General features: G+C 60.5%; 13 protein-coding genes. 9 read left to right on the forward strand and 4 right to left on the reverse strand.

Annotated elements, in window-relative coordinates:
• The first annotated feature begins 119 nt into the window (after positions 1–119).
• The 3 genes from GGQ68_RS01270 (at position 120) to rpiB (ending at position 2935) form a co-directional block, all read left to right on the forward strand.
• The gene (locus GGQ68_RS01270; RefSeq protein ID WP_183962580.1) at positions 120–779 is read left to right on the forward strand and encodes a GntR family transcriptional regulator; all 660 of its coding nucleotides are present in this window, start codon (positions 120–122) and stop codon (positions 777–779) included.
• A 221-nt stretch (positions 780–1000) separates the two neighbouring features.
• Entirely contained in the window at positions 1001–2404 is a 1404-nt protein-coding gene (locus GGQ68_RS01275) for an aspartate aminotransferase family protein (protein WP_183962581.1), read from the forward strand.
• Positions 2405–2485: 81 nt separating this feature from the next.
• Complete coding sequence (rpiB, locus tag GGQ68_RS01280) at positions 2486–2935, forward strand: ribose 5-phosphate isomerase B (RefSeq protein WP_183962582.1); 450 nt, start codon at positions 2486–2488, stop codon at positions 2933–2935.
• A 101-nt stretch (positions 2936–3036) separates the two neighbouring features.
• Here rpiB and GGQ68_RS01285 read toward each other — a convergent pair whose 3' ends face one another.
• Entirely contained in the window at positions 3037–3855 is an 819-nt protein-coding gene (locus GGQ68_RS01285) for a sulfotransferase family protein (protein WP_183962583.1), read from the reverse strand.
• Between the two features lie 161 nt (positions 3856–4016).
• On the opposite strand from GGQ68_RS01285, the gene GGQ68_RS01290 reads away from it, so the two are divergent.
• Positions 4017–5594 (forward strand): DUF5928 domain-containing protein, encoded by a 1578-nt coding sequence (locus GGQ68_RS01290; protein ID WP_183962584.1) that lies wholly within the window; start codon positions 4017–4019, stop codon positions 5592–5594.
• A 48-nt stretch (positions 5595–5642) separates the two neighbouring features.
• Here GGQ68_RS01290 and pssA read toward each other — a convergent pair whose 3' ends face one another.
• Positions 5643–6407: a CDP-diacylglycerol--serine O-phosphatidyltransferase gene (gene pssA / locus GGQ68_RS01295; protein WP_183962585.1), complete on the reverse strand. Its 765-nt coding sequence runs from the start codon at positions 6405–6407 to the stop codon at positions 5643–5645.
• 3 nt (positions 6408–6410) lie between these two features.
• A complete protein-coding gene (locus GGQ68_RS01300) occupies positions 6411–7094 on the reverse strand; it encodes a phosphatidylserine decarboxylase (RefSeq protein WP_183962586.1) in 684 nt (227 codons plus the stop codon).
• A 156-nt stretch (positions 7095–7250) separates the two neighbouring features.
• On the opposite strand from GGQ68_RS01300, the gene GGQ68_RS01305 reads away from it, so the two are divergent.
• The 5 genes from GGQ68_RS01305 to GGQ68_RS01325 all read left to right on the forward strand — a co-directional run bounded on the left by GGQ68_RS01305 (position 7251) and on the right by GGQ68_RS01325 (position 12497).
• Complete coding sequence (locus tag GGQ68_RS01305; protein WP_183962587.1) at positions 7251–7619, forward strand: histidine triad nucleotide-binding protein; 369 nt, start codon at positions 7251–7253, stop codon at positions 7617–7619.
• 195 nt (positions 7620–7814) lie between these two features.
• Complete coding sequence (locus tag GGQ68_RS01310) at positions 7815–7994, forward strand: zinc-finger domain-containing protein (RefSeq protein WP_183962588.1); 180 nt, start codon at positions 7815–7817, stop codon at positions 7992–7994.
• A gap of 545 nt (positions 7995–8539) precedes the next feature.
• Complete coding sequence (gene polA / locus GGQ68_RS01315) at positions 8540–11335, forward strand: DNA polymerase I (RefSeq protein ID WP_183962589.1); 2796 nt, start codon at positions 8540–8542, stop codon at positions 11333–11335.
• 79 nt (positions 11336–11414) lie between these two features.
• A complete protein-coding gene (locus tag GGQ68_RS01320) occupies positions 11415–11903 on the forward strand; it encodes a peptidase associated/transthyretin-like domain-containing protein (protein WP_183962590.1) in 489 nt (162 codons plus the stop codon).
• A complete protein-coding gene (locus GGQ68_RS01325; RefSeq protein ID WP_183962591.1) occupies positions 11904–12497 on the forward strand; it encodes a ferric reductase-like transmembrane domain-containing protein in 594 nt (197 codons plus the stop codon).
• A gap of 11 nt (positions 12498–12508) precedes the next feature.
• Here the strand turns inward: GGQ68_RS01325 and GGQ68_RS01330 are convergent, their stop codons facing one another.
• Positions 12509–13681, reverse strand: a complete 1173-nt coding sequence (locus GGQ68_RS01330; RefSeq protein WP_183962592.1) for a S8 family serine peptidase — start codon at positions 13679–13681, stop codon at positions 12509–12511.
• Positions 13682–13728 lie beyond the last annotated feature (47 nt).

Below are 13728 nucleotides of genomic sequence, written 5' to 3' on the forward strand. Positions count from 1 at the left end.
GGTCTCCCGTTGGTCGCGGGCTCTGTCGGCCCAGTGTCAGAATTTTGATCATAAGTTGCAAGCGGAGGCAACTTCGGCGATGGTTTCTTCAGGGCCTGGGGTGCGAAAGTGAAAGTCAGATGGTGAAAACCGAGGCAGTGACCGTGGGGGCCGGGGTGCCGGTACACGAGCAGGTCTACCGTGATCTGCGTGAACTGGTGTTGTTTGGCGTGCTGGCGCCGGGCGAACCGGTGACGATACAGGGGGTGGTGGACAGGCTCGGCGCGGGCATGACCCCGGTACGCGAGGCGCTGCGCCGCTTGACGGCAGAAGGGGCGTTGGAATCGTTGGGAAATCGGCGCATCGTGGTGCCTGTGCTGGATGCGGCGGCGGTAGAGGACCTGACCGAGGCGCGCCTGGCGATTGAACCGCGTCTTGCAGCGCGCGCAGCGGAACGGGTGACGGCGCAAGCCGTTGCCGACCTTCGTAAGATCGATGCCCGGCTCGACCGCGGCATTGCGCGGGGCGACGTGGAGACCTATTTGCGAGAGAATCATGCCTTTCACGCTGCGCTGAATAGCTGGGCGGCAGCGCCTATCCTGACGTCTTTGACCGAGAGCCTCTGGTTGCGATTCGGACCGTCGTTACGTGTGGTCTGTGGGCAGGAAGGCACGCGGGCGCTACGCGATTTGCACAAGGAGCTGTTGGAGGCGTTGCACGATGGCGATGCCGAGGCGGCGTCCTCAGCCATTTCCGGTGACGTCCGTCAGGGCATGGAAATGATTGCAGCGGCGGTCTGACACGGGCGGCGCGGAGCTGTTTGCCAGAGGCAAAAGCGCCCCGCCCGCCCGATGCGATCCCGTCAAGGGCCCCTCGACCCTATTTGCCAAAACCCTGAGAGCAGCACAGCATCTCGCGCTTTCCTGCATGTTTGCCGCCTAAAGAAGGAGTTGTAAGACGGTCTGATTGACTTCGCATAATTTGATCATATTCTGGGGCCAACCTGACGGAGGCGCCCTTTATGACTATCCTGACCCCGAATTCCCCCACTGCTGAACTGCAGGCGCTGGACGCCGCGCACCACATGCATCCCTTTACACACGGCGCGGGCCTTGGCGAGAAGGGCGCGCGGATCATCACCCGTGCCGAAGGCTGCTGGCTCAATGACAGTGACGGCAATCGCATCCTTGATGCTATGGCGGGGCTGTGGTGCGTGAACATCGGCTACGGTCGCGAAGAGCTGGCCGAGGCCGCCGCCCGCCAGATGCGCGAACTGCCCTTTTACAATACGTTCTTCCAGACCTCCCATGTGCCTGCGATCAATCTCGCCGCGCGGCTGGCAGAGCTGGCGCCGGGCGATCTGAACCACGTCTTTTTTGCCAACTCCGGCTCAGAAGCGAATGACACCAATCTGCGGATGGTGCGCACTTACTGGCAGGAGAAGGGTCAGCCGCAGCGCCAGCACGTCATCTCCCGCTGGAATGGCTATCACGGATCCAGCGTCGGTTCCGGCTCTCTGGGCGGGATGAAGGGGATGCACGCGCAGGGCGGCATGCCGATCCCAGGCATTCACCATATTGATCAGCCCTATTGGTATCTCGAAGGTGGCAATATGAGCGAGGACGACTTCGGCCTCGCGCGCGCGCAACTGCTTGAGGAGAAGATCCTCGAACTTGGTGCCGACAATGTGGCCGCCTTCATAGCCGAACCAATCCAGGGGGCGGGCGGCGTGATCGTCCCGCCGGCAACCTATTGGCCCGAAATCCAGCGCATCGTGGACAAATACGGCATTCTCCTGATCGCCGATGAGGTGATTTGCGGCTTCGGGCGCACCGGCGAATGGTTCGGTTCGCAGACCATGAACATCCGGCCCGATATCATGACCGTGGCAAAGGGACTGTCCTCCGGCTACCAGCCCATCGGGGCCTCAATCGTGTCTGATGGCGTGGCAAAAGTCATCGATGGCGTCGAGTTCAATCATGGGTACACCTATTCGGGTCACCCGGTCGCCTGCGCGGTCGCGCTTGAAAACCTGCGCCTTTTGGATGAGGAAGGCATCGTCACACGTGCACGGGATGAGACGGGACCCTATCTCAAGGCGCAGTTCGAAACGCTTACCGACCATCCCTTGGTGGGTGAAGCAAAGATCGTCGGCCACATGGGCTCCATCGCGCTGACCCCGGACAAAGCCTCGCGCGCACGCTTCGCCGGAGAGGCGGGAACCGCTGGTTTCATCACCCGCGAACGCTGCTTTGCCAACAACTTGATCATGCGCCACGTCGGTGACCGTATGATCATCTCGCCGCCTCTGGTGATCTCCAAGGAGGAAATCGACACACTGATCGAGCGAGCGCGGCGCAGCCTCGATGAGGCCCATGCGCAACTCCAGGAGCAAGGCCTGATGGCGGCTATCCCCACAGTTTAAGCGCGAAATCCGGCACTAGGAAATCGCAGGGGCGTCGTGGTACAGGCACCGCGACGCCCCTTTTTTTTGCGGAGACCGCCCATGTCTGACAACAAGCGAATCGTCCTGTCCAGCGACCATGCAGCGATCGAGCTGCGCCAGCAGATCGCCAAGCATATCGAATCGAAGGGCTGGGAAGCGGTCGACATTGGCCCCACCACCCCTGAAAGCACGCATTACCCCAAACACGGCGAAGCCGCTGCGCGTCAGGTAGCCTCGGGCGACTGCCGCTTCGGCATCATCCTGTGCGGCACGGGACAGGGCATCATGATGGCGGCCAACAAGGTCAAAGGCATTCGCTGCGGTGTCTGTGCTGACGAGTTTTCCGCGCGTATGATCCGCGCGCACAATGACGCCCAGATCCTGTCCATCGGCGAACGTGTTGTGGGTCCGGGCCTCGCACTTGCCATAGTGGACGCTTTCTTGGACACGGAATTTGAAGGCGGGCGTCACGGCACTCGGGTCGATATGATCAAGGCGCTGGAAGACTGAGATTTCCAGTCTGAGAGGCCAACAATTGAAGCAGGCCGCGCGCTTGCTTCTTTGCTTTCCAAATTCTCCGGGGAGCGCGAGGGGCCAGCCCCTCGTACGCCTCAATCGCCCAGCTTGGCGTGCACTTCGTCCAGATCGATTTCAGCGGTTGGCATCTTGTTGGCTGGGTTCTCGAAATCGTATTTGAACAGGTCGAAGTCGCGTTTGTAGATCTCGTACATCAAATGCATCGACATATCGTCAAAGTAATCTTCCACAGGGTGCGCGCGCTTGGGTCCATGCCCTTCGCTTTCATTGAACCGAGGGATCGTGCCTAGATCAACGGCGTACGGCGTGTCGATGGCATCCAGCACTTGCTGCATCCCGTCGTTGAACTGTTCGGTCCAGAAAATCTTGTTATAGCGCCCGCCGTTAACGATGAACGTGCTCACATGACCCGACATGGCCGACCAGTGGATATCCGGGTCCATCGGTCGCCGCCAGCGGATCGTGTCGCGCGCGAACAGCAAAAACCGGCGAAAGCTGCGAATCTGGTCGAACTGGTCTTTACCGTCATCGCCGCCCACCTCGATGCCGTATTTCTGCGTCAGGAGCGGCACCAGATTGCCTCGATAACGACGCCCATTCCGCTGAATTCCACAGATCTTGTCAAAGAATGAGGACAGGATTCGTGTGTACGGATTGCGCACGCAGGTAAAGGTGTAGGAGGTCCGTGTCTTGACGTTTGCCTTGATCTTCGGTTGGCTTTCCTCGATGCCCCATTTGTGCAGACCGCTGGTGGCATCGTGGATGTCGCCGTCGAAAAATTTGCCGTGATCGGAATAGTACATGATTTGACCGATGGTCGAGCAAGCGCATTTCGGGACAACCCGATATACCACGCTCTCGCTTTCGGTCATCCAAGTTCCGGGAAACCCCATGAAATTCTGCCTCTGGCTGCTGGCCTCGTGATGGCTGCGCCTGTCTGTTAAGCGCAACAACGCAACCGGGTCAAAAAACCAAAGAATTGTGGTTTATTCAACGCCCGTTCACCTCTAATACCGTAAACAATAGGGCGAAAATGGGGCGAACCGTTTCCTGAATGGCGAAAATTGCCTTCATCCTGCTGTGTCATAAAGACCCAGAAGCCATCATCCGCCAAGCGCAAAGCTTGACCGCGGCGGGCGATTGCATGTCCATCCACTTCGACGCCTCGGCTAAGTCTGAACATTACGACCGGATCCGCGAGGCATTGCGCGACAACCCAAACGTCACCTTTGCCAAGAAACGCATCAAATGCGGCTGGGGGGAATGGTCCCTTGTCGCCGCCACGCTAAATGCGGTCGAAGCGGCCATTGAGGCTTTCCCGCGCGCCACGCATTTCTACATGCTGTCAGGCGATTGCATGGCAATTAAATCGGCCGAATACGCGCACGATTACCTTGACCGCCATGACCGCGACTTTATCGAAAGCTACGATTACCTCAATTCTGACTGGATCAAGACCGGGTGGAAAGAAGAGCGGTTGATCTACCGTCACTGGTTTAATGAACGCACTCAAAAGAAGCGCTTTTACGCTATGTTTGAACTGCAAAAGCGGTTGGGACTGACGCGAGAAATTCCGCATGACATTGATGTCATGATCGGCTCGCAATGGTGGTGTTTGCGCAGGCAGACCATTGAGGAGATCATCGACTTTTCCAAGAAGCGCCGCGATGTGATGCGCTTCTTTGCCACCACATGGATTCCGGACGAGACGTTTTTTCAGACGCTCGTGCGCCATCTCGTTCCCGAACAAGAGATCGAGAGTCGCACACTGACCTTCCTGATGTTTACCGAATACGGGATGCCGGTGGTTTTCTACAACGACCACTATGATCTGCTGCTGTCTCAGGACTTTCTCTTTGCGCGTAAGATCAGCCCGGAGGCGTTGGAATTGAAACGCCGCCTTGGCGTGCTGTTTTCGACAGAAGGGGTAACGTTCCAGATCTCCAACGAAGGGCGCACTCTGTTCAATTTCCTGTCCAACAAGGGCCGGATCGGGCGCAGATTCGCGCCACGCTTTTGGGAAAAAGAAAGCTCCCTTGGTCGTGAGCGCGAGTTGCTGATCATTGTATGCAAGAAGTGGCACGTCGCTAAGCGCATGGTCGAACGTATCCGCCAAATGACGAACATCCCCTGTGTCGAATACCTGTTCAACGACGAAGCCTGCCACCTGCCGGACCTCGGTGGAATTCAATCAACCATGGGCAAGCGGCATCGCCACCGACGTGCGCTTATGCGGATGTTGTTCGATTATTACAAAACCGACCGACTGGTCGTTTGCATGGATCCGGCCAATCTGGACCTGCTGGAGGATTTCGGGCGCGACCGGTCAACCACGAGATTGCTTGAAATCGAGTGTCAGTTCTCCGACGAGTATCTGATCGATCATATCGTGCGCGCCGGGTTGGCAGGGGCGTGTACCCCGCGCGAGAAGGTCGAGCGCCTGTTGCCCACAGTGCGCAACGACATGATCCATGAAAGCGACCAGATGCGCGATGCGGAGTTCGAGAACCATCACCATCTGCGCGAGATGGATCCGAGTGAAGTCGGTGTTCGCGCGGTCGCCGATTTCCTCACTGTGCCAAGCGCCACGGCAGAAGCCATCGTAAACGTGGAACAGTTGTTCGCAGACTGACTGTCTTCAAAGCGCCCCGCTACAGTCGCGGGGCGCTGTTGTCAGGTATCAGCCGAACAACCGTCCTTTTGCGCGCACCAAGGCCACCATAATCACCGCCAGATAGGCCGCGTCCATAATCACCAGCAGCAGCCATGGCCGGGTAAAGATCAGGCCCATGGCAATCACCGTCGCAAAGAACAGAACGGCGACCATCCGACGGGGGACTTTGACACCTTTCGGCGACGGTGTCTTGAGGTTGGAAATCATCAACGCCCCGACGACAGCCAGCCAGACGCAAACCAAAAGCGGCGCGCTGCCCGGATCAATCAGGCCAAGGTTTGACAGAAAGACCGGGAAAAGGCCGAGAAACGCGCCAGCCGGCGCCGGAACGCCAACAAAATAACGCTTGGGCGCTTCACCAGGTTCAGCTTGGCCCGACATCACGTTGAACCGCGCCAGACGCAGGCAGGCGGAAACTGCAAAGATCAGGGCAAAGATCCAGCCAAGCCCGCCGAAATCGCCCAGATGCACTTCGTAAACCAGGATCGCGGGCGCGACGCCGAAGCACAGGAAATCCGACAAGCTGTCAAGCTGTGCGCCCATTTCGGACTGTGCGCCCAGACGGCGGGCCAGCAGCCCGTCAAACAGATCTGCCAGGGCCGAGAGCATGATCAGGATCACGGCCCATGTGAAATAGCCCTCCATGGCAAAGCGGATGCCTGTCAGGCCAAAGGACAACCCCATCAGGGTAACCATATTGGGGATCAACAGGATCAGGCTGACATCACGTCCGCCGGATGTGTCCTGCTCTGGCTCTGTCGGGTCGATCATGGGTTATCCTTCGGACTGGGTGCCGGTGAGGTCGGCGATGACGGTTTCGCCAGCGACCATGGTCTGACCGATGCGCACCGTTGGGGTGACGCCTGCGGGCAGGTAAACATCAAGACGGGAGCCGAAGCGGATCAGTCCAAAGCGTTCGCCGCGGGTCAGCACGTCGCCCTCTTTGGTCCAACACATGATACGACGCGCCACAAGACCCGCGATTTGCACAACGCCGTAACGGCGACCATCGGGCAGGGCGACGGTCAGGCCGTTGCGCTCGTTATCAGCGGACGCCTTGTCGAGCGAAGCGTTCAGAAACTTGCCTTTGCGGTAGGCGATGGTTTCCACGGTACCAGCTGTGGGCAGGCGGTTCACGTGGCAGTTGAACACCGACATGAAGACGGAGATGCGCATCAGAGGCTGATCGCCCAGACCGAGTTCCGCAGGTGGCACCGCAGGTTCCAGCAACGACACAAGGCCGTCTGCCGGGGAGACCATGACATCATCACGCATGGGTGTCGCGCGCTCCGGGTCGCGGAAGAAGTAGTAGACCCAGACCGTCAGGCCGACCCCGATCCAGCCCAGCGGCTCCCAGATCAAAAACAGAACCAGTGTGATCGCGGCTGCAATAGCCACGAACTTGCGCCCCTCAGGGTGCATCGGCTTGACGAAGGTGGACATCATGGAAACGGACATGGGCAGGCCTTTGCATTGGTTGGGGTTGTACCTAGAGGCTGACGCGCCGGATGCAAAGCAAACCTTTGAGCAGCGGAAAGGTTCAGATGCCGTCGCGTGCTTGCGCTGGGGGTGAAATTGCGCCTTCATGCGCGCAAATCCAAGAGGGAGACCCCCATGGCGCATAGCTACGACGACCAGAACATCTTTGCCAAGATCCTGCGCGGCGACATTCCCAACGATACCGTGCTGGAAACAGAACACACGCTGGCGTTTCGCGACATCCAGCCACAAGCCCCCCTGCATGTGCTGGTTATCCCGAAGGGCCCTTACGTTTGCTTTGATCACTTCGCACAGGAGGCATCGGATGCGGAGATCGTCGACTACGTCCGAGCCGTGGGCGAGGTGTGTCGGATGGAAGGACTGGAAGAAGACGGTTGGCGTCTGATTTCCAACGCCGGGGCGCATGGCGTGCAGGAGGTGCCCCATTTACACGTGCATGTTCTGGCGGGCCGCCGTCTGGGCAGAATGCTGCAACCCGCCTGACGGAAAATTCAGCGGAGCGCGCTGTGCGCGCGCTTCGCCTCTTGTCGCTGGGCTGGTGCCGGCGCCTTTCAAAACGCTACGCGCGGCGGGTACTTTCAAAGCAAGGAAACCTGAAGGTTCCGTGCGGTTCTGTGGGCTTGCCTCGGTTGCGGGCTTGGCGCATATAGGCGTCAGAGCATTGCGAAAGGGACATTCATGACCATCGAGGCCCCCGAAACCCGGATCGTTCAGGCCTATCGCATTCCTTGCGACGGTGGCGGCGTGGCACTGGGCCACCCCCGCGTCTGGTTGCAGATCCCCGAAGATAAGGGGTTTGTCGAATGCCCCTACTGTGACGCAAAGCTCGTCCACAAGGATTTCGAAGGCAAGGTCTGAGACTGGCGCGCAAGGCTTGTTGGTTGTCACGGACGGCCTTTGCGCAATTGAAAGTGGAGGGGCCGTCTTTCGGACCCGCCACGGGTGTGCCGGTCAGCCTTGAGGACTGCGAAAGTGCTGCGCTGCCAAACGAGATGTACCGTGCCAATGGCGCGGGCTAAGCGCAGACCCACAGCTTTTGATGGCAAGCCAAGGGGCCGCTTCCAGGACACGTCCGGATCATGGATGTCACTTTTTTCATGTCGTAAGCTTCCTTTCAGGCACTCTCGATACCCCGCTCTGCCGGGAGGTTTTGCAACGAGGCGACGCGCTGCGCACCGCATGGTTATTGCGACGGCGGGCATCAGGAGCCGTTGGGCAAGCGGAGCGTGAGGCGAGCGACGCAACTGGCAGAACGTGCGGTGATCTTCGGGCTGGAAATCACGCTGCCGATTCAGAACATCTCGCCAAGGTGCTTGGCGGAAAGTCCCTGACCGGCCATTCCGCTCTGGCAGCGCAGCGCGTTGCGTGGCACATCATGAAATGGACTTAGAGGAGCGCGCGCCATGGCTTTCGGCAAGGGTTGTCACCTGCATCTGATCGACGGATCGGCTTATATCTTTCGTGCGTTTCACGCGCTGCCGCCGTTGACGCGCAAATCCGACGGGCTGCCCATCGGGGCGGTCAGCGGGTTTTGCAACATGTTGCAGCGCTACGTAGAGGAAAACGCCGGTCCCGATGCGCCGACCCATGTGGCGGTGATCTTTGACAAGGGCTCGCATACCTTCCGCAACGATATGTACGACCAGTACAAGGCCAACCGAGAGGCCATGCCAGAGGATCTGCGCCCGCAGATCCCGCTGACCCGCACCGCGACCGAGGCGTTCAACATCGCCTGTAAGGAAATCGAAGGTTTCGAGGCCGACGACATAATGGCGACACTGGCCTGTCAGGCACGTCGCGCAGGGGGGCGTGTCACGATTCTGTCGTCCGACAAAGACCTGATGCAGCTTGTGGGTGACGGCGTCGAAATGCTTGACCCGATGAAGAACAAGCGCATCGACCGCGAGGGCGTCGAGGAAAAATTCGGCGTCGGTCCAGAACGTGTGGTGGACGTTCAGGCGCTGGCAGGGGATTCCGTCGACAACGTGCCGGGCGCCCCCGGCATCGGCATCAAGACAGCCGCGCTGTTGATCAACGAGTTCGGCTCCTTGGAGGAGCTGCTCGACCGTGCCGAAGAGATCAAGCAACCCAAACGCCGCCAGACCCTGATCGACAACCGCGCGCAGATTGAGCTGTCCAAGAAGCTGGTGCAGCTGGACGAAGGCATGGACCTGCCCTTCTCGCTGGACGACCTGGAGGTGCGTGATCCTGATCCCGAAATCCTGCTCGGGTTTCTCACCGACATGGAATTCCGCACCCTGACCAAACGTGTGGCCGACCGTTTGGGCGCAGAGGCGCCTGTCATCCCGGAAGCCACCGCCGCCGTGACTGAGGAGGCCGCGCCGGACTGGCCCGCCATCGACGCCGCGACCTACACCTGCGTGCGCGATCTCGAAACGCTGCACGCATGGATCGACCGCGCGCAGCAGGTCGGCACTGTCGCCGTGGACACGGAAACCACTGGCCTGAACGACATGCGCTGTGAACTGGTCGGCGTTTCGTTGGCGGTCGCACCGGGCGAGGCCTGCTACATCCCGCTCGCCCATCGGGCAGAGGGCGGGGACGACCTGTTCGGCGCCGACGATTTGGCCGATGGGCAGATCCGCATGCAGGCGGCGCTCGACGCGCTAAAGCCGCTGCTACAAGATCCGTCGGTCATGAAGATCGGCCAGAACATGAAATACGACGCTAAAGTGCTGAGCCGCTATGGCATCGAAATCGCGCCCATCGACGACACCATGCTGATGTCCTACGCCATGCACGCAGGCGAACACGGGCATGGCATGGACACGCTGGCGGAACGCTATCTTGCCCACACCTGTATTCCGATCAAGGACTTGCTCGGCTCCGGCAAGAGCATGATCACCTTTGACCGCGTGCCCATCGACAAGGCCACCGGTTACGCCGCCGAGGATGCGGATGTAACCCTGCGCCTTGCGCTGACCTTCAAGCCGCAGCTGCATCGGGCGGGCGTGACGCGGGTCTACGAGACAATGGAACGCCCACTGGTGCCTGTGCTCAAACAGATGGAAATGACCGGCATCGCCGTGGATCGGGATGTGCTGTCGCGCATGTCCAACGCCTTCAGTCAGAAAATGGCCATGCTGGAGGAGGAAATTCACGACCTCGCAGGCGAAAAGTTCAATGTCGGCTCCCCCGCGCAGCTTGGGGAGATCCTGTTCGAAAAGATGAGCCTGCCCGGCGGCAAAAAAGGCAAGACGGGCAAGTATTCGACCCCGGCCGATGTGCTCGAAGACCTCGCCACCGAACACGATTTGCCAGGCCGCGTTCTGGACTGGCGGCAGCTGTCGAAACTCAAATCCACCTATACCGACGCTCTGCAGGAACACATCAACCCGGACACGGGACGGGTGCATACGTCTTATTCCATCGCGGGCGCCAACACCGGCCGTCTGGCGTCGAACGACCCGAACCTGCAAAACATCCCCGTCCGCTCCGAGGAAGGCCGCCGCATCCGCGAAGCATTCGTCGCGCCAGAGGGCAAGACGCTGGTTTCCCTCGACTATTCCCAGATCGAACTGCGTATCCTCGCCCATATGGCCGACATCGACGCGCTGAAGCAGGCCTTTCGCGACGGTCAGGACATCCACGCCATGACCGCGTCGGAAATGTTCAATGTCTCGATGGAGGATATGACCCCTGATATCCGTCGTCAGGCCAAGGCGATCAACTTTGGCGTAATCTACGGCATCTCGGGCTTTGGCCTTGCGCGCAACCTGCGCATTCCGCGCGCCGAGGCGCAGGGCTTTATCGACCGCTACTTCGAACGCTTCCCCGGCATCCGTAAGTACATGGACGACACCAAGGCCTTTGCCAAGGAACACAAACGTGTCGAAACCCTGTTCGGGCGCCAGATCCATACGCCGGAGATTGCCGCCAAGGGTCCGCGTGCCGGCTTTGCCCAACGCGCCGCGATCAACGCCCCGATCCAGGGCACGGCGGCAGATATCATTCGCCGCGCCATGATCCGCATGCCCGATGCAATTGCCAAGCTGCCGGTGCGGATGCTGTTGCAGGTGCACGACGAACTGATCTTCGAGGTGGAAAACGGCGCAGTGGATGACCTGATTGGCGTGGCCAAGGGCGTGATGGAAAATGCCTGCGATCCGGTGGTCAAACTTGATGTGCCGCTGGTGGTGGATGCGGGGCAGGGCGCCAACTGGGCAGAGGCGCACTGAGGCCTCACGATGCCGTGCGGCATCTTCGCATCGCATGGTTCTCCGGGTATCCTCTGATCTGAGCCGCAGGAGATCAGCCATGCAAACGCGCCGCACCTTCGTGACCACTGGCCTTGTCGCCCTTGGGGCCGCCTTACTCACCGGAGCCTCCGGGCTGATGGTGCCCGCCCGCGCCGCTGGCGTGGCGCCAACCCCGACCATGCGCGGTGGCGCGAATAACTACCGTCCTGGCGCGCCCCTCGTTGACCGCATTGGCAATGGTGGCTTTTGGATGACGGGCACTGTGCGACGCGCGGGTGACGGTGCCCCTTTGCCGGGCCAACGCATTCAGATCTGGGCGCACACCACGGAAGGGCACGAGCGCGACCCACACAGCCACGGCGCCACGCTGACCGCCGCCAATGGAGAGTTCCGCCTGGAGATGCCGCAGATCGTGCCGGCCTTTGGTCAGGCGCACGGGCACCTCGCCTACGACAGCGCTGACTTCGAAACCGTATTCCTGCGTCCTGTGATGCGTAATTCCAAAGACACGACATTGCGTGCCGATTTCGTTCTGCAACCGGCCTGAATGCAGCAGCGGTTTCTGATCTGGCTGGCCTTGGTCACGGCCATCGGCGGCCCTTTGGTGGTGGCGGCCACCAGCCCGCTATTGGCGTGGCGACAGCCGATCTACATCGTCGCAGGTTTGGCAGGTGTCCTGGCACTGGGTGCGTTGCTGATACAGCCTATGTTGCTGACAGGCGCGCTACCCGGTGTAGTCCCGTTTCGCGCCAGACAGGTGCACCGTTGGATCGGCTGGGGGCTGATTGCTTGCGTCGCTTTGCATATTGCGGGCCTGTGGATCACCAGCCCACCGGATGTGGTGGACGCGCTGCTCTATACGTCTGCGACGCCCTTCTCGGCACGGGGAGTGACGGCCATGTGGGCGCTGCTGGCGGCGGCGCTCTTGACCCTCTGGCGCCACAGGCTGGGCCCTCGTGTGTTTCGCCCCGCCCACAGCGTGGCGGTCGTCCTGGTGGTCATCACCAGCATCCTGCATGCGGTGCGGGTCGATGGTACCATGGGCACAGCCTCCAAGTGGATGCTCTGCGCGCTGGTGCTTTGCGCCACCGCAAGCGCGCTGGTCCAACGCAAACCATGGCGGATGCTCAAGCGGCGCTAGCCCTGTTGGCCCTATAGGGCCTGCACCAGCCCGTGGCCGACATCCAACACTGTCTGCCCCTCATGAATATTCATCCGTGTTGCGGTGCTGACGAGCCGCGCGGCCAGCGTCGCAGAGTTCACATCCTCACCCTCCTCGCGCATGTGCTCCGCCCATAGCGCAGCCACCCCTGCCACATGCGCTGCCGCCATGGATGTGCCGTTCAGCGTTCGCAACCCGCCACCTGCGCCGGCAGAGACGATCCCGACCCCCGGCGCAATCACCGCTGGGCCAATATTGGAAAATACCGCCGGTTCCAGCCAATCCCCTTCCGTCCCGCAGGCTCCGATAGCCAGCACATGCCGTGCTGCCGCCGGGGCAGAGGGGCCGGTTTCGAACTCTGGCGAGATCACGCGCAGGCTGTCATTGCCGATCGCACCGATCAACAGAGGGCCTGCTTGCGCGCAGGACATCTCCATCATCAGCTCAAAGATCCGCAGGTTGCCGCGATAAGCATTCACCGCCGCCGTATTGGCCTGCACCAGCGGGTAGCCTGCTGCTGTCAGCGCCTCCACCTGCGCGGCGATGTCAAAGCTCACGGCAAAGGCAATGATGTCGGCCCTTTGCGCCATTGCCCACAACACTGCTTGGAAAAACCCGCCTGTGCTTCCCAGTCCCTTGTCCGAAATCGCCTTTCCCACCAACAGCTTTTTCACCCCACGCGCCACGCCGATCCGCGTGCCGTCGAGATCGCGCCCGATCATGGTCGCAGCCATATGGGTGCCGTGCCCGTTGGCGTCACTGACCCCGGTGCCGACGAAATCGCAGGTTTCCAGCGTTACACCGTTGAACGCCGGGTGCGTCTGGTCGATGCCTGTGTCCAGCAGCGCAAGCGTCACCCCTTTGCCCGACCGGTCTGTACGGTCCGCCCCCACCGCACGCAGGCCCCACCCCGGCTCCACATCATCGCTGCGCAGATCATCCAGCGGTTCGGGATTCACGATGCGGGTTGGCATGGCGGGCGCAATGGTCAGACAAGACCGGTCACGCACTATATCGCGCAAAGCCTCAGGGGACAGATCCAGCACGTCGATGACGGGCTCTGCGGGCGCGTCAGGTGTCACAGGCGACACGCTGGAGGCCAGCGGCACAGCAGTCCGACGCCAATTGTCGGTTCTGTCACGCAGAACAATAAAACGGGTCATCAATGCTCCGGACCAAAATACTTAACCCAAAGCTAACCGTGGCCCGA

Origin of the sequence: Sagittula marina (genome assembly GCF_014196795.1) — a bacterium.
In the GTDB taxonomy this organism is placed as follows: Bacteria; Pseudomonadota; Alphaproteobacteria; order Rhodobacterales; family Rhodobacteraceae; genus Sagittula; species Sagittula marina.